This is a genomic window from Pantoea sp. X-Soil-TKNS-1207 (assembly GCF_059730485.1).
This window is the reverse complement of sequence record NZ_AP035958.1, coordinates 3,248,987-3,268,351: the sequence shown is the minus strand read 5'-3', so window position 1 is coordinate 3,268,351 and position 19,365 is coordinate 3,248,987. Positions and strand designations below refer to the sequence as shown.

At 55.4% G+C, this 19,365-nt stretch carries 18 protein-coding genes and 1 pseudogene; 16 read left to right on the top strand and 3 right to left on the bottom strand.

Translation table 11 applies throughout. The features are described 5' to 3' along the window. Positions 1-83 precede the first annotated feature (83 nt). The 11 genes from rpoE (at position 84) to acpS (ending at position 9,440) form a co-directional block, all read left to right on the top strand. Positions 84-662 (top strand): RNA polymerase sigma factor RpoE, encoded by a 579-nt coding sequence (gene rpoE / locus AC6I8V_RS15235; RefSeq protein ID WP_010617748.1) that lies wholly within the window; start codon positions 84-86, stop codon positions 660-662. Between the two features lie 27 nt (positions 663-689). Continuing rightward, positions 690-1,346: an anti-sigma-E factor RseA gene (gene rseA, locus AC6I8V_RS15230; RefSeq protein ID WP_497843084.1), complete on the top strand. Its 657-nt coding sequence runs from the start codon at positions 690-692 to the stop codon at positions 1,344-1,346. Further along, positions 1,346-2,302, top strand: a complete 957-nt coding sequence (gene rseB, locus AC6I8V_RS15225) for a sigma-E factor regulatory protein RseB (protein WP_497843083.1) — start codon at positions 1,346-1,348, stop codon at positions 2,300-2,302. The genes rseA and rseB overlap by 1 nt, the downstream gene beginning before the upstream one ends. Next, positions 2,299-2,763, top strand: coding sequence for a SoxR-reducing system protein RseC (gene rseC, locus AC6I8V_RS15220; protein ID WP_497843082.1), 465 nt, complete (start codon positions 2,299-2,301; stop codon positions 2,761-2,763). The genes rseB and rseC overlap by 4 nt, the downstream gene beginning before the upstream one ends. A gap of 218 nt (positions 2,764-2,981) precedes the next feature. Further along, complete coding sequence (gene lepA, locus AC6I8V_RS15215; protein ID WP_497843081.1) at positions 2,982-4,781, top strand: translation elongation factor 4; 1,800 nt, start codon at positions 2,982-2,984, stop codon at positions 4,779-4,781. 9 nt (positions 4,782-4,790) lie between these two features. Next, complete coding sequence (lepB, locus tag AC6I8V_RS15210) at positions 4,791-5,762, top strand: signal peptidase I (RefSeq protein WP_497843080.1); 972 nt, start codon at positions 4,791-4,793, stop codon at positions 5,760-5,762. Positions 5,763-5,894: 132 nt separating this feature from the next. After that, complete coding sequence (gene rnc, locus AC6I8V_RS15205) at positions 5,895-6,575, top strand: ribonuclease III (RefSeq protein WP_013510124.1); 681 nt, start codon at positions 5,895-5,897, stop codon at positions 6,573-6,575. Between the two features lie 45 nt (positions 6,576-6,620). Beyond that, positions 6,621-7,526, top strand: coding sequence for a GTPase Era (gene era / locus AC6I8V_RS15200; RefSeq protein ID WP_497843079.1), 906 nt, complete (start codon positions 6,621-6,623; stop codon positions 7,524-7,526). A gap of 3 nt (positions 7,527-7,529) precedes the next feature. Continuing rightward, a complete protein-coding gene (recO, locus tag AC6I8V_RS15195) occupies positions 7,530-8,258 on the top strand; it encodes a DNA repair protein RecO (protein ID WP_497843078.1) in 729 nt (242 codons plus the stop codon). 70 nt (positions 8,259-8,328) lie between these two features. Continuing rightward, positions 8,329-9,060, top strand: coding sequence for a pyridoxine 5'-phosphate synthase (gene pdxJ / locus AC6I8V_RS15190; RefSeq protein ID WP_497843077.1), 732 nt, complete (start codon positions 8,329-8,331; stop codon positions 9,058-9,060). Continuing rightward, a complete protein-coding gene (gene acpS / locus AC6I8V_RS15185; RefSeq protein ID WP_497843076.1) occupies positions 9,060-9,440 on the top strand; it encodes a holo-ACP synthase in 381 nt (126 codons plus the stop codon). The genes pdxJ and acpS overlap by 1 nt, the downstream gene beginning before the upstream one ends. Here acpS and AC6I8V_RS15180 read toward each other — a convergent pair. Further along, positions 9,437-9,685 (bottom strand): YfhL family 4Fe-4S dicluster ferredoxin, encoded by a 249-nt coding sequence (locus AC6I8V_RS15180; protein WP_497843075.1) that lies wholly within the window; start codon positions 9,683-9,685, stop codon positions 9,437-9,439. The genes acpS and AC6I8V_RS15180 overlap by 4 nt on opposite strands. 273 nt (positions 9,686-9,958) lie before the next feature. Between AC6I8V_RS15180 and AC6I8V_RS15175 the strand changes: the two are divergent. After that, positions 9,959-10,818: pseudogene (locus AC6I8V_RS15175) on the top strand (glycosyltransferase family 2 protein). Further along, positions 10,815-10,982 (top strand): hypothetical protein, encoded by a 168-nt coding sequence (locus AC6I8V_RS15170; protein WP_497843074.1) that lies wholly within the window; start codon positions 10,815-10,817, stop codon positions 10,980-10,982. The pseudogene AC6I8V_RS15175 and the gene AC6I8V_RS15170 overlap by 4 nt, the downstream one beginning before the upstream one ends. Positions 10,983-11,018: 36 nt before the next feature. On the opposite strand, the gene AC6I8V_RS15165 is transcribed toward AC6I8V_RS15170, so the two are convergent. After that, on the bottom strand, positions 11,019-11,858 hold the full coding sequence (locus tag AC6I8V_RS15165; protein WP_497843073.1) for a MurR/RpiR family transcriptional regulator: 840 nt from the start codon (positions 11,856-11,858) through the stop codon (positions 11,019-11,021). 206 nt (positions 11,859-12,064) lie between these two features. On the opposite strand from AC6I8V_RS15165, the gene yfhb reads away from it, so the two are divergent. Continuing rightward, positions 12,065-12,703: a phosphatidylglycerophosphatase C gene (gene yfhb, locus AC6I8V_RS15160; RefSeq protein WP_497843072.1), complete on the top strand. Its 639-nt coding sequence runs from the start codon at positions 12,065-12,067 to the stop codon at positions 12,701-12,703. A 52-nt stretch (positions 12,704-12,755) separates the two neighbouring features. Then, on the top strand, positions 12,756-13,253 hold the full coding sequence (tadA, locus tag AC6I8V_RS15155) for a tRNA adenosine(34) deaminase TadA (RefSeq protein WP_497843071.1): 498 nt from the start codon (positions 12,756-12,758) through the stop codon (positions 13,251-13,253). On the opposite strand, the gene mltF is transcribed toward tadA, so the two are convergent. After that, on the bottom strand, positions 13,250-14,710 hold the full coding sequence (mltF, locus tag AC6I8V_RS15150; protein ID WP_497843070.1) for a membrane-bound lytic murein transglycosylase MltF: 1,461 nt from the start codon (positions 14,708-14,710) through the stop codon (positions 13,250-13,252). The genes tadA and mltF overlap by 4 nt on opposite strands. A 269-nt stretch (positions 14,711-14,979) precedes the next feature. Between mltF and purL the strand changes: the two genes are divergently transcribed. Then, positions 14,980-18,870: a phosphoribosylformylglycinamidine synthase gene (gene purL / locus AC6I8V_RS15145; RefSeq protein WP_497843069.1), complete on the top strand. Its 3,891-nt coding sequence runs from the start codon at positions 14,980-14,982 to the stop codon at positions 18,868-18,870. Positions 18,871-19,365 lie beyond the last annotated feature (495 nt).

The following is a 19,365-nucleotide window of genomic DNA, read 5'->3' as shown; positions in this document are numbered from 1 at the left end:
AAGCGCATGCTTGCTCAGAACTATGAGATGTGCTGGCAGTTCATTTACGCGTTAAAAAAGAGTTTGGGGAGACATTACCTCGGATGAGCGAGCAGTTAACGGATCAGGTTCTCGTTGAACGGGTTCAGAAGGGAGATCAAAAGTCATTCAATTTACTGGTGATTCGATACCAGCATAAAGTGGCGAGCCTGGTTTCACGCTATGTCCCATCGGGCGATGTGCCGGATGTGGTACAGGAGTCGTTTATTAAAGCGTATCGCGCACTGGAATCGTTCCGTGGCGACAGCGCCTTTTACACATGGCTGTACCGCATCGCGGTTAATACAGCAAAAAATTATCTGGTGGCTCAGGGACGCCGCCCGCCATCCAGCGATGTTGATGCAATTGATGCGGAAAACTTCGAAAGTGCGGGCGCATTGAAAGAAATTTCGAACCCTGAGAACTTAATGTTGTCTGACGAACTGAAACAAATTGTCTTTCGTACCATTGAGGCACTCCCTGAGGATTTACGTATGGCAATTACCCTCAGAGAACTGGATGGATTAAGTTACGAAGAGATTGCCGCCATCATGGACTGCCCGGTCGGTACGGTACGTTCGCGTATCTTCCGAGCACGAGAGGCTATTGATAATAAAGTTCAACCGCTTATCCAACGTCAGTGATAACGGCTACTGGAAGGGTACCAAAGCATGCAGAAAGAAAAACTTTCCGCTTTAATGGATGGTGAAACTTTAGATAACGAGTTGCTGTCGTCGTTATCCAGGGATGCAAATCTGCAAAAAAGCTGGGAAAGCTACCATCTGATCCGCGACACCCTGCGGGGCGATGTGGGTGAAGTGCTGCATTTTGATATCTCCGCGCGCGTGGCTGCGGCCATCGAAAACGAGCCGGTGCGTAACGTGACTTCGCTGATTCCGGAAGCACAGCCTGAACCGGTGCGCTGGAAGAAAATGCCGTTCTGGCGCAAGTCAGGCAGCTGGACTGCGCAACTGGCGCAGGTCGGCGTCGCGGCTTGTGTCTCGCTGGCGGTGATTGTCGGTGTGCAACACTACAATCAGCCTGCGGGCAGCAGCGCGACTGAATCGTCCGATTCGCCAGTGTTCAATACGCTGCCGATGATGGGCAAAGCTTCACCGGTCAGTCTGGGTGTGCCTTCTGATGCGTTCGATACCAATAGTTCGAATCAGCAGGTGCAGGAGCAGCGTCGCCGCATTAACGCCATGCTGCAGGATTATGAACTGCAACGTCGTCTGCATGCCGATCAGGTTCAGTTTGAGAAGAACGATCCGCAACAGGCGCAGGCTAATGTTCCCGGAAATCAGTCGTTAGGAATTCAGCAGCAGTAATGAAGCAGCTTTGGTGTGCCGTTAGCCTGCTGGCAGGCAGCCTGCTTTATACATCTACCGCCCCGGCGCAGACCTCTGCGTCCGGGGCGTTGTTACAGCAGATGGAGCAGGCAAGTCAGTCCCTCAATTACGAATTTGCTTATATCAATGTCTCGCGTCTTGGCATTGAATCCCTGCGTTATCGCCATGCGGTGATCGACAACCGTATCTTCGCTCAGCTGTTGCAGATGGACGGCCCGCGTCGCGAGGTGATTCAGCGCGGCAACGATATCAGCTACTTCGAACCTGGTCTTGATCCCTTCTCTCTGCCTGGCAACCATATTGTCGATGCACTGCCACCGCTGATGTTTGCCGATTTCTCCCGTCTGAACAGCGCCTATGATTTTATTCCGGTAGGGCGTTCACGTATTGCCGACCAAATGTGCGAAGTGGTGCGTATCGTCTCGCGGGATGGCACGCGCTACGGCTATGTGGTGTGGCTGGACGTGGATACCAAACTCCCGTTACGTATCGATCTGCTGGATCGCGACGGAGAAACGCTGGAGCAGTTCCGCGTCATCAGTTTTGCCGTGGATGAAGGTGTACGTAACCTGATGCAGGGGCTGGAGAAAGCCAATCTGCCGCCGACATTGTCACTGCCGGCGGGCGATAAAGTGCAGCTCAGCTGGCAGCCAGCCTGGGTACCGGAGGGGATGACGCTGATTTCGCAAAGCCGTCGTGATATCCCGGCGATGAACAAAACCGTCGAATCGCGTCTGTATAGCGACGGGTTGTTCAGTTTCGCAATTAACGTGACGCCCGCCGATAAAAGCAGCGTGACGCAGACATTGCGCACTGGGCGTCGTACGGTGCAGACCGAAGTGCGCAATAATTACGAAATTACCGTGGTGGGTGAAGTTCCACCGGCCACAGCAAAACGTATTGCGGACAGCGTTGATTCGGGACCAGCAAAATGATGAGAGAATGGGCCACCGTGGTGGCATGGAAAGAAGGTGTCGCAACGCTTCACACCGAAGCGAAAACCTCCTGTAACAGTTGCTCGGCGCGTAAAGGCTGCGGCAGTCATATGCTGAATAAGCTGGGGCCGAAAGATGCCCATGTGATGCAAATCGCCAGCAAAGAGCCGTTACAGCCAGGTCAGCGCATCGAACTCGGTATCCGTGAAAGCAGTTTGCTCGGTTCTGCGCTGCTGGTTTATATGACGCCGCTGTTTGGCCTGTTCCTGGTGGCTGGCTTGTTTCAGATGCTGTTTCACAGCGATCTCGCCTCTGCCTGCGGTGCGCTGTTGGGCGGCGTAGGCGGCTTTATCGTGGCGAAAGGGGTTTCAAGCCTGTTCGGCGAACGCGAGGCGTTTCAGCCGGTGATCCTCAATGTTGCATTGCCGCCAGATGCCATACGGGTTGAAAGCGAAGTTTGATTCTCGCCAGGGCCGCGTCTATCGCGGCCTTTTTATCCGCCCTTAACTGCTGAAATCAGTTGCGATTCCCCACAGTTCCATTCTTTAACGCGCGGCGTTAACAGTGTAATATGCGTCGTCATTAATGAGGCCGACAGGGTTCCAGGTAAAGCTCGATTTCCTGAATGTGTCTGTGCTCAAGTATTCAACTGATATTCTACGTGAAGATATTCATATAAATGAAGCACATACGAAATTTCTCCATCATCGCTCACATTGACCACGGCAAATCGACGCTCTCTGACCGTTTGATCCAAATTTGTGGTGGCCTGAGCGATCGTGAGATGGCGGCACAGGTTCTGGATTCGATGGATCTGGAACGTGAACGCGGCATTACCATTAAAGCGCAGAGTGTAACGCTCGATTACAAAGCGCTGAACGGTGAAACTTACCAGCTCAATTTTATCGATACCCCCGGACACGTAGATTTCTCCTATGAAGTGTCCCGCTCTCTGGCGGCCTGTGAAGGGGCGTTGCTGGTGGTCGATGCAGGGCAGGGCGTAGAAGCACAGACGCTGGCGAACTGCTACACAGCAATGGAAATGGATCTGGAAGTGGTACCGGTACTGAACAAGATCGACCTGCCTGCGGCTGATCCGGAGCGCGTAGCGGAAGAGATTGAAGATATCGTGGGTATCGACGCGGCTGATGCCGTGCGCTGTTCAGCGAAAACCGGCGTTGGTGTGCCGGATGTACTGGAGCGTCTGGTGCGTGACATTCCGCCGCCGGAAGGCGATCCGGAAGCCCCATTGCAGGCGCTGATCATCGACTCATGGTTCGATAACTATCTCGGCGTAGTGTCACTGATTCGTATCAAGAACGGTACGCTGCGCAAAGGCGACAAAGTTAAAGTGATCAGTACCGGTCAGACCTACAACGCTGACCGTCTGGGCATTTTCACCCCGAAACAGGTAGACCGTACCGAGCTGAACTGCGGCGAAGTAGGCTGGCTGGTGTGTGCGATCAAAGACATCCTCGGTGCGCCAGTGGGCGATACCCTGACGCTGCAACGCAACCCGGCTGACAAAGCGCTGCCAGGCTTCAAAAAAGTGAAGCCACAGGTTTATGCCGGTCTGTTCCCGGTCAGCTCTGATGATTACGAAGCCTTCCGTGATGCGCTCGGCAAATTGAGCCTGAACGATGCATCGCTGTTCTACGAGCCGGAAAGCTCCACCGCGCTGGGCTTCGGCTTCCGCTGTGGCTTCCTCGGCCTGCTGCATATGGAGATCATCCAGGAACGTCTGGAGCGTGAATACGATCTCGATCTGATCACCACTGCACCAACCGTGGTGTACGAAGTGGAAACCACAGATGGCGAAGTGGTGTATGTCGACAGCCCGTCTAAGCTGCCGCCTCTGAATAATATTGAAGAACTGCGTGAACCGATCGCTGAGTGTCATATGCTGCTGCCGCAGGAGTATCTCGGCAACGTCATTACGCTGTGTATCGAGAAGCGTGGTGTTCAGACAAATATGGTTTACCACGGCAATCAGGTTGCGCTGACTTACGAAATCCCGATGGCAGAAGTGGTTCTCGACTTCTTCGACCGTCTGAAATCGACGTCGCGCGGCTATGCTTCGCTGGATTACAACTTCAAACGTTTCCAGGCCTCTGACATGGTGCGTGTCGACGTACTGATTAACTCAGAACGTGTCGATGCGCTGGCGCTGATTACTCACCGTGAGAACTCGCAGTATCGTGGCCGTGATCTGGTTGAGAAGATGAAAGAGCTCATCCCTCGCCAGCAGTTCGATATCGCGATTCAGGCGGCAATTGGCAACCACATTATCGCTCGCTCAACAGTGAAGCAGCTGCGTAAAAACGTCCTGGCGAAATGCTATGGCGGTGACGTCAGCCGTAAGAAGAAACTGTTGCAGAAGCAGAAAGACGGTAAGAAGCGAATGAAGCAGGTCGGCAACGTTGAGCTGCCGCAGGAAGCATTCCTTGCCATTCTGCATGTCGGCAAAGACAGCAAATAAGGAACCTTAATGGCTAATATGTTCGCCCTGATTCTGGCGATCGCGACTCTGGTAACGGGTGTTATCTGGTGTATCGATCGTTTCAAATGGGCTCCGGCGCGTCGTGCGAAGCAGGTTGCGGCACAGGCGCAGGCAGGCAATACGCTGGACAGTAAAACGCTGGCGAAAGTATCGGCACAACCGGGCTGGGTGGAAACCGCTGCGTCGGTGTTCCCGGTACTGGCGGTGGTATTTATCGTACGTTCTTTCGTCTACGAGCCGTTCCAGATCCCGTCTGGCTCGATGATGCCGACGTTGCTGATTGGCGACTTTATCCTCGTGGAGAAGTTTGCCTACGGCATTAAAGATCCGATCACGCAAACCACGCTGATTCCGACCGGCCATCCGCAGCGCGGTGATATCGCGGTATTCAAATACCCGAAAGATCCAAGCATGGATTACATCAAGCGCGTCATTGGTCTGCCGGGCGATAAAGTGGTTTACGATCCGTACAGCAAAACCCTGACGGTAAATCCGGGTTGCGCGAGCGGTAAATGCGACACCGCGCTGCCGATCACCTATACCAGTATTGAGCCAAGCAGCTTTATCCAGACCTTCAGTGGTTTTGATGGCAATGAAACCGGCAACGGTTTCTTCCAGGTGCCGCAGGGTGAAACCATGCGCGGTGGCCTGCGTCTCGGGGCGCGTAAAGAGACTCTCGGCAACGTAACCCATGACATCCTGCTGGTAAATGAAGCGCAAAGCCAGGCAAGCATGTACTATCAGCAGCCGGGCCAGCCGCAGTCGAGCTGGATTGTGCCTCAGGGACAGTATTTCATGATGGGTGATAACCGTGATAACAGCGCCGACAGTCGCTACTGGGGCTTTGTCCCGGAGAAGAATCTGGTTGGTAAAGCGGTCGCTATCTGGATGAGCTTTGAGAAACAGGAAGGACAGTGGCCAACCGGCGTGCGCTTAAGTCGCATTGGCGGTATCCACTAATTACAGGCCCGCGCATAGCGGGCAAAACGGTTGGCTCCCTGCGGGGGGCCACTGCACACGAAACGGAACGTGTTGGAAGCTCAGCCCTGTTTCGTATGCAGAGTGACAGACGCACAGAAGAACTGGAATCGCATGAACCCCATCCTCATTAACAAGCTTCAGCGCAAACTGGGCTACACTTTTACTCATCCGGAACTACTGCAACAGGCTCTGACTCACCGCAGCGCCAGCAGTAAACATAACGAGCGTCTTGAATTTCTCGGCGATTCAATTCTCAGCTATGTCATTGCCAACGCGCTTTATCACCGCTTTCCGCGTGTGGATGAAGGCGATATGAGTCGTATGCGTGCCACGCTGGTGCGCGGTAACACGCTGGCAGAAATGGCGCGTGAATTCGACCTCGGCGAGTGTTTACGCCTCGGGCCGGGTGAACTGAAAAGCGGCGGTTTCCGTCGCGAATCGATTCTTGCTGATACCGTGGAAGCGCTGATTGGCGGCATCTTCCTCGACAGCAATATTCAGAACGTCGAAAAGCTGATACTCGACTGGTATCAAACGCGACTGGAACAAATCAGTCCGGGCGATAAACAAAAAGATCCGAAAACGCGCCTGCAGGAATTTTTGCAGGGACGTCATCTGCCGCTGCCGTCATATCTGGTGGTGCAGGTGCGTGGCGAAGCCCACGATCAGGAATTTACCATTCACTGTCAGGTGAGTGGCATGGCTGAACCGGTGGTGGGCGTTGGCTCCAGCCGCCGTAAAGCAGAACAGGCCGCCGCCGAACAAGCGCTGATTAAACTCGGCCTCGAATAGCAATATCCCGGCATCCTGACCGATGCCGATTAACTCAGGACTCGAATGAGCGAACACGAAACTTATTGCGGCTTTGTCGCGATTGTCGGCCGACCTAACGTCGGCAAATCCACCTTACTGAACCAGTTGCTGGGGCAGAAGGTGTCGATCACCTCGCGCAAGCCGCAAACCACGCGTCACCGCATCATGGGCATCCACACTGAAGGCGCTTATCAGGCCATCTACGTGGATACCCCCGGTCTGCACATGGAAGAGAAGCGGGCGATTAACCGCCTGATGAACCGTGCCGCCAGCAGTTCTATCGGTGATGTTGAATTGGTCATTTTCGTGGTTGATGGCACGCGCTGGACGCCTGATGACGAAATGGTGCTGAACAAGCTGCGCGACGGCAAAGTGCCGGTGGTGCTGGCGATTAACAAAATCGACAACATCCAGGATAAAAGCATCCTGCTGCCGCATCTGCAATTCCTCAGCCAGCAGATGAACTTCGTTGAAATCGTACCGATCTCGGCGGAATTCGGCAAAAACGTCGATACCATTGCAGCGATCGTGCGTAAACGTCTGCCGCAGGCGGAGCACCACTTCCCGGAAGAGTACATCACTGACCGCTCGCAGCGTTTTATGGCGTCGGAAATCATCCGTGAAAAACTGATGCGTTTCCTCGGTGCCGAGCTGCCGTATTCCGTCACCGTTGAGATCGAGAAGTTCGAGACCAACGAACGCGGCGGTTACGACATCAGCGGCCTGATTCTGGTCGAGCGCGATGGACAGAAGAAGATGGTGATTGGCAACAAGGGTGCCAAAATCAAAACCATCGGGATTGAAGCGCGTAAAGATATGGAAGAGATGTTTGAGGCCAAAGTACACCTCGAACTGTGGGTTAAGGTGAAATCTGGCTGGGCGGACGACGAACGTGCGCTGCGCAGTCTGGGTTATGTAGACGACCTCTAATCGATGGAAGGCTGGCAACGCGCCTTTGTGCTGCATAGTCGCCCCTACAGCGAAACCAGCCTGCTGCTCGACCTCTTTAGCGAAAGCGAAGGACGCGTCCGCGTCCTTGCCAAAGGTGCGCGTTCGCGCCGATCGCAACTCAAAGGCGCTCTGCAACCTTTCACGCCCCTGCTGGTGCGCTGGGGCGGGCGCGGCGAAGTCAAAACGCTGCGCAATGCCGAAGCGGTATCGCTGGCGCTGCCCCTCAGTGGCACCACGCTGTACTGCGGCCTGTACGTTAATGAACTGCTGTCACGCGTGCTGGAGCAGGAAATTCCTTTCTCCGATCTCTTCTTCGATTACCTGAATTGTATCCAGTCACTGGCCGCCGCCAGCGGGACGCCTGAACCGGCGCTGCGCCGTTTTGAACTGGCGCTGCTCGGCCATCTCGGTTACGGTGTCGATTTCCTGCATTGCGCAGGCAGCGGCGAAGAAGTGGCTGACGGCATGACCTACAGTTATCGCGAAGAGAAAGGCTTTATTGCCAGCCTGGTGGTGAACCAGCGCAGCTTTACGGGCCGTCAGCTGCGCGCATTGTGGGAACGCGATTTCCCGGATGCCGACAGTTTGCGCGCCGCCAAGCGCTTTACCCGTATGGCGCTGAAGCCCTATCTGGGGGGGAAACCGCTTAAGAGTCAGGAGCTGTTTCGCCAGTTTGTCCCTAAAAAGAAGCCGGATGCGGCCAATGAATGATGCCGGTTGTACCGCCAGTGCGTTTCAGCGCGGTACACTGCTAACACACTAAACATAGTTAAGGATTGTCATGGCTGAGTTGCTGTTAGGGGTCAATATTGACCACATCGCCACCGTACGTAACGCGCGTGGCACCCATTATCCCGATCCGGTGCAGGCCGCGTTTATTTCTGAGCAGGCCGGCGCGGACGGTATCACCGTCCACCTGCGCGAAGATCGTCGCCATATTACCGACCGCGACGTACGCATCCTGCGTGACACCATCCAGACGCGTATGAACCTGGAAATGGCGGTCACCGATGAGATGGTTGGCATCGCCTGCGATATCAAACCGCATTTCTGTTGCCTGGTGCCGGAAAAACGTCAGGAAGTGACTACCGAAGGTGGCCTCGATGTTGCCGGTCAGCAGGACAAAATCAATGCGGCGGTAAGGCAGCTGAGCGAAGCGGGTATTCTGGTCTCGCTGTTTATCGATGCTGACCACCGTCAGATTGAAGCCGCTGTTGCCAGCGGTGCGCCTTACATTGAAATTCACACCGGCGCTTACGCGGAAGCACCTGAAGGCCTGGAACGTGATGCTGAGCTGGCGCGTATTCGTACCGCCGCGACCTTTGCCGCCAGCCTGGGTCTGAAAGTGAATGCGGGCCACGGTCTGACTTACCACAACGTGTTGCCGATCGCGGCCCTGCCGGAAATGCACGAGCTGAATATCGGTCACGCAATTATTGGTCGCGCGGTGATGAGCGGGTTGGCTGATGCGGTTAAAGAGATGAAGCAGCTGATGCGGGAAGCGCGTCGCTAATGGCGATTCTCGGGCTGGGCACCGATATCGTTGAGATTGAACGTATCGCGGGTGTGATTGAGCGATCCGGCGATCGTCTGGCGCGTCGTGTACTGAGCGAAGCCGAGTGGCAGCAATATCAGACGCACCAGCAGCCGGTGCGTTTTCTGGCGAAGCGTTTTGCCGTGAAAGAAGCGGCGGCAAAAGCCTTTGGCACCGGCATTCGCGGTGGGCTGGCGTTCAATCAGTTTGAAGTCTACAACGATGCGCTGGGTAAACCGGGGTTACGTTTCTTTCTGAATGCGGCGGACATCGCCAGTCAGCTTGGCGTGCAGCATGTGCATGTCACGCTGGCCGATGAGCGCCACTACGCCTGCGCGACGGTGATTATCGAAAGTTAGTGGTGCAGCACCACAAATTTCTCCCACAGCGCTTCGCGAGTTTCGGGGTGCTGTGGATCAGGAATAATGGTGTTGTCGATCGGGCACACGCTCAGACAGGTTGGCACATCATAATGGCCGACACATTCGGTGCAGCGTTCAGCATCAATTTCATAGATCGCATCGCCTAAGCTGATGGCCTGATTGGGGCATTCAGGTTCGCACATGTCACAATTGATGCAGCGCTGGGTGATCAGTAAAGCCATGGTCCGTTCAGTATCTGGGTAAGGGGCGGTCAACAATGGCGCGCACCTTATCATAATTCAGTCGCGAGCCGCCGCTTTTTCTGCATGACGTTTGCGCTAGCGCAAGGTGCGCTGCGGCAATCTTTTCATTTAAACTTCATAAGTAATTTGTGAAGTCCTTTAATTAAATGCCAGTCGGCAATAGCAACAATTTTTCAGGCTATCCAATATTAGGACGGCCGATATTCTGCGTTAGCCTTTGCTTCACATCGATGAACGCTGATTCCGTCTGCAATGAATAAAATAGATAAGCTCATTAATAACCGCTACTCTGACGACAAATCGTATATTGATTTGAGTTATATCACGCACTTTTACTGCAATCAGGAATCCATTGATTCCGTCGTATCGTGACTAAAGCAGTATGAAACTTATCTGACGCAATGATTAGAGTGGAGCGCGTTTATTATTGTGGATGACTGTTCACTGATTGCCTGGGACATACCCGCGTTGCATTTAAATTTAACCGGGTTGCGTATTGCCACAGATATTATGTGGAATCAGGATGGCGCGCGTAACCTTGGGGTAACTTTTGCCAAATCGGACAAGATTCTGATGTCGGACCCTGACCGCAGCTTCCCCGCCGCCACGTTACAGCATCTGGCTGATTGCGCTAATCCGGGGCGACATCTCTTCAAACTGCGTCCTAAGCGGGCGGATGGCAGGTTATATAAAGGTCACGCTAATCTTTTTTTATGAGGCGCGCCCGTTTCCTGCGTTGTTACGGTTATGGCGAGGAATATTGTGGCAATTATGGTGCTAAAGATTATCGATTCGTTAAATACCAGAAGTATCAGGGTTTGTGGCAAGGTTATATACCAGCGAGCGTATGGTGTTATGAACGTGACCTCGACCGCAAAAAAAGTTACCATAGTTTAGTGCGCGATCTTATTGTTAACACACCGATCGATCAGCGTAAAAAGAATGCGTGTATTTTTTTTGGTAAAGAGTTTGGTCACAGTCGTATGTTTCTAAACTTTGGCTGGGTTAAAGTGAAAAGTTTTAATCGCCGTCCAACAACTGCACCGAAAATCAGAAAATATTGGCGTCCGTTATGGTGGTGGCGTTGGTTAAATCCACGAGCAGCAAAATGAAACTTTTCCGCGGTAGCCGATGCTGCGAAAGTTGTGGCAAGCATCAATACTGGTGGCAGCGACTCTGGGCCAGCGATCCGACGCTGTGTGAATCCTGTCTGGTGGATTTACAGCGTGATAGCCGCGAAGCGTGCCGTGCTGCCAAACCCGATCGAAATAAATAGAAAGGCCGCTTAGCGGCCTTTTTCGTTCTGGCTGATTCAGGTCAGCTTTTTCACCAACGCTTCACTGTGGCGGATATGGCTGGAAGCGCGTTCCGGATCGTTCTGTACCAACGCCATAAAGAGCAGGTCGGTGAGCGCCAGCTGTGCGCTGGTGGAGGAGATCGCGGCACTGCGCGTGCTTTGCTCCTCGGCGACGGTGTACAGGCAATGGGTCGCGCACTGTTGCAGGGTGTTGGGGGTGAACCCGGTAAACGCCAGCACATCCGCACCGGTCTGCGCCGCTTCCTGCGCGGCCAGATTGATCTCGCGGCGCTCGCCGGTATAGGAGATGGCCAGCAGCACGTCGCCCGGCGCCATCGCCTGAACGCTGGCCAGCAGCGCATGCATATCCTGCTCGGCAACCGCGTTGATACCGATCTTCATCAGCTTCCACGAAAAATCTTTCGCTACCAGACCCGATGCACCAATGCCGACCAGCAGAATGCGGTTAGCATTTTTCAGCAACTGCAACGTCTCCAGCAGCATCTCTTCGCTATTGATATCCAGCGTGGCGCGAATCGCCGAGATTTTCTCCGCCAGCAGCTTTTCTCCCACGACTTTCAGCGGATCATCGCTAAGGATATGGTTATGCACGGTAATCGCATCCCTGTCTGCCAGCGACTCGCTGAGCGCCAGTTTTAATGCCGGAAATCCCTTGTAGCCCAGCTTCTGGGCAAATTTGACCACGCTGGACTGGCTGACACCTGATTCTTCCGCCAGTTTTTGCGAACTCAGATGCCGCGCCCGGTCCGGCTGCGACAACAAAAAATCCGCCAGCCGACGCTCATTAAGCGCCAGGCGCGGATAGAGCTGACGAATTCGCAGCAATGAACTCATGTCCGATCCTTAATCCATCTTTCTGAGTAGTACGAAATGCATGATTAACCCGATCTCAATGGCAGGGGATCTCGCATGACAGCCTGCCGACAATAAGAATAAACTATTCAGCTGGCATTGTAGTCATTGGAATTAAAAATGACGGCTTTCGCCCAGGATGCTGATGCTGGCTACACTGTAGAGCAGGCAACATAAAGGAGGGTGGTTTGACTAAGGGTACACAACGACGCGTGGTGTTTTTCGATCTCGACGGCACACTGCATCAACAGGATATGTTTGGCACCTTTATGCGTTATTTGCTGAAGCGCCAGCCGCTGAACCTGCTGCTGGTGGTGCCGTTGCTGCCGGTGATTGGCGTGGGAATGCTGATTAAGGGCCGTGCTGCGCGCTGGCCAATGAGCCTGCTGCTGTGGGCCATCACCTTTGGTCACAGCGAAGAACGTCTGCGGCAACGCGAAGCCGATTTTGCCCGCTGGTTCCGCCAGCGCGTCACCGCGTTTCCGGTGGTACAGCAGCGGCTGACGGATTATCTCAGCAGCGATGATGCGGATGTCTGGCTGATAACCGGTTCACCGCAGTCACTGGTGGAACAGGTCTATTTCGATTCAGCTTTTCTGCCGCGCGTGCAGCTGATCGCCAGCCAGATGAAACCCGGTCGCGGCGGGCGCGTGCTGGCGATGCGCTGTCTCGGTCATGAGAAAGTGGCGCAGCTGGAGGAGAAAATCGGCACGCCGCTCCAGCTCTACAGCGGCTACAGCGACAGCAAGCAGGACAATCCATTATTGTTCTTTTGTCAGCATCGCTGGCGCGTCACGCCGCGTGGCGACCTACAGCAGCTGGAATAACATCTCGATTTCGCTATAATGCGCCGCCTTTGTTGCCCGCAGGAGTTGCCCGGTGAACCCACAAACTGATGAATACTGGATGCGTCACGCATTGCGTCTTGCGCGTATCGCGTGGGAGCAGGGTGAAGTGCCGGTCGGCGCAGTGCTGGTGCAGGGCGATACGGTGATTGGCGAAGGCTGGAACCGGCCGATTGGTCAGCATGATCCCACGGCTCATGCCGAAATCATGGCGCTGCGCCAGGGCGGTAAAGTGTTGGAGAACTATCGCCTGCTCGATACCACCCTGTATGTCACGCTGGAACCCTGTGTGATGTGTTCCGGTGCGATGGTACACAGCCGGATTACCCGTCTGGTATATGGCGCGAAGGATGAAAAGACCGGCGCGGCCGGATCGTTGCTGGATGTGATTGGTCATCCGGGCATGAACCATCAAATCCAGATTGAATCTGGCGTGCTGGCCGGGGAGTGCGCGGCGATGCTGAGCGATTTTTTCCGTATGCGCCGCGAACAAAAGAAAGCGCTGCGTCAGGCGCAGCGCGGCGAAGGTTAATTCATCGCAATTTTCGGTTCGACTGCCGGGTAACCGGCGCCCAGTTCGGCTTCCAGCGCTGACTGCTGTGCCAGCCGCTTCTCCTGCTCCTGCAAATAACCCACCAGGCTTATCTGATACTTACGGATATTCTCGACGTAGTTATATGCCTCATGCCCGCGGGCAAAGCCGTAAGTGGTCTGGGCGTAATAACGCTTCTGACTCAGCATCGGCAGTCGCAGTTTCACATCGGCCCAGCTATCCGGATTGCCGCCCTGTTTGGCGGTGAGCTTGCGCGCATCCAGCATATGGGCGTACCCCATGTTGTAAGCCGCCAGCGCAAACCAGATCCGTTCATCGTCCGGGATAGTGGCGGGGACTTTTTCCATCATGCGTTGCAGATACTCGCTACCGCCACGGATGCTCTGCTCAGGGTCGAGACGGTCATTCACGTCGAGGCTATCGGCGGTATTACGCGTCAGCATCATCATGCCGCGCACGCCGGTTGGCGACGTCGCCTGCGGATTCCAGTGTGACTCCTGATAGGAGATCGCCGCCAGCAAACGCCAGTCGATGCTGCTGGCATACTTTTCAAACAGCGGCTTGATATCCGGCAGCGTGCTGTCGATGGCGCGCAGGAAAGTACGGGTATCGACATAATCGAAGGTGCCGACGTGGCCGAGATACTTCTCCTCCAGCCGCGCCATCGCGCCTTCTTCACCCATCTGGCTGTAGAAGTCGAGCATAGCCGCATTCAGGCTGTCATCTTCTTCATTACGCGGCAGATACCAGGTGACCGGTTCTTCGTCGGTAATATCAAAGGCGACCGCCAGCTGGGGATGGATACGCTGTAACAAACCAATAGTGACAGAATCACCGACGGTGTAATCCAGTTTGCCATCCGCTACCGCTTCCAGCAGCGCTTTTTGCCCCAGATCGGTAGCAATGGACCAGTCGAGATCGGGATAGCGGTCAGCTTTAGCGGAACGTAAAGTTGACAGGTACGCCGATCCGGACTGCACAATCAGGCGGCCTTTCAGATCGCCAAGGTTTTTCGGCCGAGGCTTATCAATGCGGTACACCAGCTGTTGCGACACCGAGTAGTAGCTCGGTCCGGTCTGGTAACGGGCGATGCGATCGTTATTGTAAATCAGGCCCGCAGCCAGCAAATCTGCTTTACCATCATCGAGATCGTCAAACAGGTCGCTCAGGTTCGGGCGTACCGTCACCTGAAGTTTGACGCCAAGATAATCGGCGAAGCGCTTTGCCAGCTCGTAATCCATACCGACTGGTGCATTATTGATGGTGTAGTAAGTCAGCGGGGAGCTAACGGTACTGATGCGCAGCACTCCCCGTGATTTGATCTGCGATATCGCGTCTTTGCCACCCCCGTACCAGGGGATCGACGGCCACAGTGCCAGCGCAAGTAGCACGGTGATCAGACCGATAAACAGATAGTTTATTTTCAGGCGTTTCAAATAGTTGTCTCTCGCTGGCTCTAAGGCCTCTGTCTTTAAAAGGCAGTATTGATCTTCTTTGAACTCCCAGAGCGAAGGGCATTTTGCGCAACAAAGCGAGTCGGAGCAACTTTTATAGCAAGATTTGCGCAAATTTCAGGCAAATCCGGTGAGTCATAAATTCTGCGCAAACGGTTTCGTAACCGGTGCTGTTTCTCTATAATACGCCCCGTTTTCCCTGTTGCGCCCAATGAAGCGTCGCCCGGCGCTTCGAAGACGAGAGATCTTTAATGATGGAAATTCTGCGTGGTTCGCCCGCCCTGTCGGCATTTCGTGTAAACAAACTGCTGACCCGCTTTCAGGACGCTCATCTGCCGGTGAGTGATATTTACGCCGAGTACGTCCATTTTGCCGATGTCAGCGCGCCGCTGAGCGCGGACGAAAAAGCCCGCCTGCAACGTCTGCTGAAATACGGTCCGTCTCTCGCCGAACATGCGCCACAAGGGCGTCTGTTGCTGGTGACGCCGCGCCCCGGCACCATTTCGCCCTGGTCTTCCAAAGCGACCGACATCGCTCACAACTGCGATCTGCCGCAGGTACGTCGTCTGGAACGCGGTATGGCGTTCTACGTGCAGGCACCGCAGCTGACCGAAGCGCAGTGGCAAACTCTCGCCAGCCTGCTGCACGACCGCATGATGGAAACGGTGTTTGTCGATCTCAACGATGCGCAGCAGCTGTTCGCTCACCATGAACCGCAGCCGCTCAAAAGCATTGATGTGCTGGGCGGTGGCCGTCAGGCGCTGGAGCAGGCCAACACCACGCTGGGCCTGGCGCTGGCCGATGACGAAATCGACTACCTGCTGGACGCCTTCAGCAAACTGGGCCGCAACCCGAACGACATTGAACTCTATATGTTCGCGCAGGCGAACTCTGAGCACTGCCGTCACAAAATTTTCAACGCCGACTGGATTATCGACGGCGAAAAACAGCCGAAGTCGCTGTTTAAAATGATCAAAAACACCTTCGAACAAACGCCGGATTACGTGCTGTCTGCCTATAAAGACAACGCGGCGGTGATGGAAGGTTCTGAAGTCGGCCGTTACTACGCCGATGCGGAAAAAGGCGAATACGATTTCCATCAGGAAGAAGCCCATATCCTGATGAAGGTGGAAACCCACAACCACCCGACGGCGATTTCACCGTGGCCGGGTGCTGCGACCGGTTCCGGTGGCGAAATCCGTGACGAAGGCGCAACCGGCCGTGGCGCGAAGCCGAAAGCTGGCCTGGTCGGCTTTTCGGTCTCCAACCTGCGTATTCCTGGTTTTGAACAGCCGTGGGAAGAGAACTTCGGCAAGCCTGACCGCATCGTCACCGCGCTGGACATCATGACCGAAGGCCCACTGGGCGGCGCAGCGTTTAACAACGAATTTGGTCGTCCGGCTCTGAACGGCTACTTCCGTACCTATGAAGAACGCGTTAACAGCCACAACGGCGAAGAACTGCGCGGCTATCACAAGCCGATCATGCTGGCTGGCGGCATCGGTAACATCCGTGCCGATCATGTGCAGAAAGGCGAAATTGTAGTTGGCGCTAAGCTGATCGTGCTGGGTGGCCCGGCGATGAATATCGGTCTGGGCGGCGGTGCTGCTTCGTCGATGGCGTCTGGCCAGTCTGATGCCGACCTCGACTTCGCTTCGGTGCAGCGCGACAACCCGGAAATGGAACGTCGTTGCCAGGAAGTGATCGACCGCTGCTGGCAGCTGGGTACGGCCAACCCGATTCTGTTTATTCATGACGTCGGCGCGGGCGGTCTGTCCAACGCGATGCCGGAGCTGGTGAGCGACGGCGACCGTGGTGGCCGTTTCAATCTGCGCGATGTGCTGAGCGATGAGCCAGGCATGAGCCCGCTGGAAGTGTGGTGTAACGAATCTCAGGAACGTTACGTACTGGCGGTGGCCCCGGAGAAACTGGCGCTGTTTGACGAGCTGTGTAAGCGCGAGCGCGCACCTTATGCGGTGATCGGTGAAGCCACCGAAGAACTCCACCTGAGCCTCGACGACACGCATTTCGACAACAAACCGATCGATATGCCGCTCGACGTGCTGCTGGGCAAAACGCCGAAGATGACGCGCGACGTTGTCCGTCAGCAGGCGAAAGGCGAAGCATTGCAGCGCGACGGCATTACCCTGGTCGACGCGGTCAATCGCGTGCTGCATCTGCCGACCGTGGCTGAGAAAACTTTCCTCGTGACCATCGGCGACCGTTCGGTGACTGGCATGGTCGCCCGTGACCAGATGGTGGGACCGTGGCAGATCCCGGTAGCCAACTGCGCGGTGACCACCGCCAGCCTCGACAGCTACTACGGTGAAGCCTTCGCCCTCGGCGAACGCGCCCCGGTCGCGCTGCTCGACTTCGCGGCCTCCGGTCGTCTGGCGGTGGGTGAAGCATTGACTAACCTCGCGGCGACGGCGATTGGTTCGCTGAAGCGCGTGAAGCTGTCGGCGAACTGGATGGCTGCGGCGGGTCACCCTGGTGAAGATGCCGGTCTGTATGAAGCGGTGAAAGCGGTGGGCGAAGAACTTTGTCCGGCGCTGGGCATCACCATTCCGGTGGGTAAAGACTCGATGTCGATGAAAACCCGCTGGCAGCATGGCAACGAGCAACGCGAGATGACGGCACCGCTGTCGCTGGTCATCACCGCGTTTGCCCGCGTAGAAGATGTGCGTCGCACCGTGACGCCGCAGTTGCAGGCCGATCAGGATAACCTGCTGCTGCTGGTGGATCTCGGCAACGGCGCGAATACCCTCGGCGCGACCGCGCTGTCGCAGGTTTATCGTCAGCTCGGCGACAAACCGGCCGACGTACGCGACGCCGCCCAGCTGGCAGGCTTCTTCAACGCCATCCAGGCGCTGGTGGCTGAGCAGAAACTGCTGGCCTACCACGACCGCTCCGACGGCGGCCTGCTGGTTACGCTGGCAGAGATGGCGTTCACCGGCCACTGCGGCATCGACGTGGATATCGCGGCGCTGGGCAGCGATACGCTGGCTGCGCTGTTTACCGAAGAACTGGGCGCGGTGATTCAGATCAATGCCGCCGATCGTGACGCGGTGCTGAAGACCTTTGCCGATCACGGCCTGACTGGCAACGTACATGTGATTGGCCAGGCGCTGCCGGGCGATCGCTTTGTGATTCATTCCGGCGAGCACGCGGTATATAGCGAAAGCCGCACCACGCTGCGTACCTGGTGGGCAGAGACCACCTGGCAGATGCAGCGTCTGCGTGACAACCCGGCCTGCGCCGATCAGGAACATGAAGCGAAGAAAGACGACAACGATCCTGGTCTCAACGTGCATCTGACCTTCAAACCGCAAGAAGACGTGGCTGCGCCGATGATTGCGACCGGTGCGCGTCCACGCGTGGCCGTGCTGCGTGAGCAGGGCGTCAACTCCCACGTTGAAATGGCGGCGGCGTTCCATCGCGCTGGCTTTACCGCTGTTGACGTACATATGAGCGACCTGCTGGCCGGTCGTCGCGGTCTGGAAGAGTTCCACGCGCTGGTTGCCTGTGGCGGCTTCTCCTACGGTGACGTGCTGGGCGCCGGCGAAGGCTGGGCGAAATCGATTCTGTTCAATGGCCGCGTGCGCGATGAGTTCGAAAACTTCTTCCATCGTCCGCAGACCCTGGCGCTGGGCGTGTGCAACGGCTGCCAGATGATGTCCAACCTGCGTGAGCTGGTGCCGGGCAGCGAGCTGTGGCCACGCTTCGTACGTAACCAGTCAGAACGTTTTGAAGCGCGTTTCAGCCTGGTCGAAGTGGCTGCCAGCCCGTCGCTGCTGCTGGACGGTATGGCCGGTTCGCGGATGCCAATCGCGGTATCGCACGGTGAAGGTTTCGTTGAAGTGCGCGATGGCGCGCATCTGGCCGCGCTGGAAAGCAAAGGTCTGGTGGCGCTGCGCTTTGTCGATAACTTCGGCAAGGTGACCGAGAACTACCCGGCGAACCCGAATGGTTCACCGAACGGCATCACCGCGGTAACGAACGAAAGCGGTCGCGTCACCATTATGATGCCGCACCCGGAGCGTGTATTCCGCACCGTCAGCAACTCCTGGCACCCGGCAGAGTGGGGCGAGGATAGCCCGTGGATGCGTATCTTCCGTAACGCGCGCAAACAGCTGGGTTAATCATTATCGGCGGGTGCGTATCAATACGCACCCTAGGTTATTGATAAAGCTGCCTTTATGTAGGGTCGGCATTTATGCCGACCTTTTTAATGCCCGCAAAGGTAGATCTGTTTTTATGTAGGGTCGGCATTTATGCCGACCTTTTTAATGCCCGCAAAGGTAGATCTGCTTTTAAGTAGGGTCGGCATTTATACCGACCTTTTTAATGCCCACAAAGGTAGATCTGCTTTTAAGTAGGGTCGGCATTTATGCCGACCTTTTTAATGTACGCAATTTACCCAACTGTCGGAAAACAGCGACATAGGGCTATCCCCTCTGTCGTCAAAAGGTGACATTTAACCCATTGAAATTGCTGAAGGGATTTTTTGCTGCCTGATCGCGTTGCTAATCAGCGACACTTTTTCCAGACCGGACGGTAAATTTTCGCCGCGGCAACCTTCCTCATCTGGCATTTATCTGATAAATCACACTATTTTATTTTTGGCACGATACTTG

Excerpts from the sequence above, each read along its gene's own strand:
- lepB (WP_497843080.1), top strand. The coding sequence starts at position 4,791 with ATGGCTAATATGTTCGCCCTGATTCTGGCGATCGCGACTCTGGTAACG.
- pdxJ (WP_497843077.1), top strand. The coding sequence starts at position 8,329 with ATGGCTGAGTTGCTGTTAGGGGTCAATATTGACCACATCGCCACCGTA.
- rpoE (WP_010617748.1), top strand. The coding sequence starts at position 84 with ATGAGCGAGCAGTTAACGGATCAGGTTCTCGTTGAACGGGTTCAGAAG.
- AC6I8V_RS15180 (WP_497843075.1), bottom strand. The coding sequence starts at position 9,685 with ATGGCTTTACTGATCACCCAGCGCTGCATCAATTGTGACATGTGCGAA.
- era (WP_497843079.1), top strand. The coding sequence starts at position 6,621 with ATGAGCGAACACGAAACTTATTGCGGCTTTGTCGCGATTGTCGGCCGA.
- rseB (WP_497843083.1), top strand. The coding sequence starts at position 1,346 with ATGAAGCAGCTTTGGTGTGCCGTTAGCCTGCTGGCAGGCAGCCTGCTT.
- rseA (WP_497843084.1), top strand. The coding sequence starts at position 690 with ATGCAGAAAGAAAAACTTTCCGCTTTAATGGATGGTGAAACTTTAGAT.
- AC6I8V_RS15165 (WP_497843073.1), bottom strand. The coding sequence starts at position 11,858 with ATGAGTTCATTGCTGCGAATTCGTCAGCTCTATCCGCGCCTGGCGCTT.
- recO (WP_497843078.1), top strand. The coding sequence starts at position 7,530 with ATGGAAGGCTGGCAACGCGCCTTTGTGCTGCATAGTCGCCCCTACAGC.
- purL (WP_497843069.1), top strand. The coding sequence starts at position 14,980 with ATGATGGAAATTCTGCGTGGTTCGCCCGCCCTGTCGGCATTTCGTGTA.
- rseC (WP_497843082.1), top strand. The coding sequence starts at position 2,299 with ATGATGAGAGAATGGGCCACCGTGGTGGCATGGAAAGAAGGTGTCGCA.
- lepA (WP_497843081.1), top strand. The coding sequence starts at position 2,982 with ATGAAGCACATACGAAATTTCTCCATCATCGCTCACATTGACCACGGC.
- acpS (WP_497843076.1), top strand. The coding sequence starts at position 9,060 with ATGGCGATTCTCGGGCTGGGCACCGATATCGTTGAGATTGAACGTATC.
- AC6I8V_RS15170 (WP_497843074.1), top strand. The coding sequence starts at position 10,815 with ATGAAACTTTTCCGCGGTAGCCGATGCTGCGAAAGTTGTGGCAAGCAT.
- rnc (WP_013510124.1), top strand. The coding sequence starts at position 5,895 with ATGAACCCCATCCTCATTAACAAGCTTCAGCGCAAACTGGGCTACACT.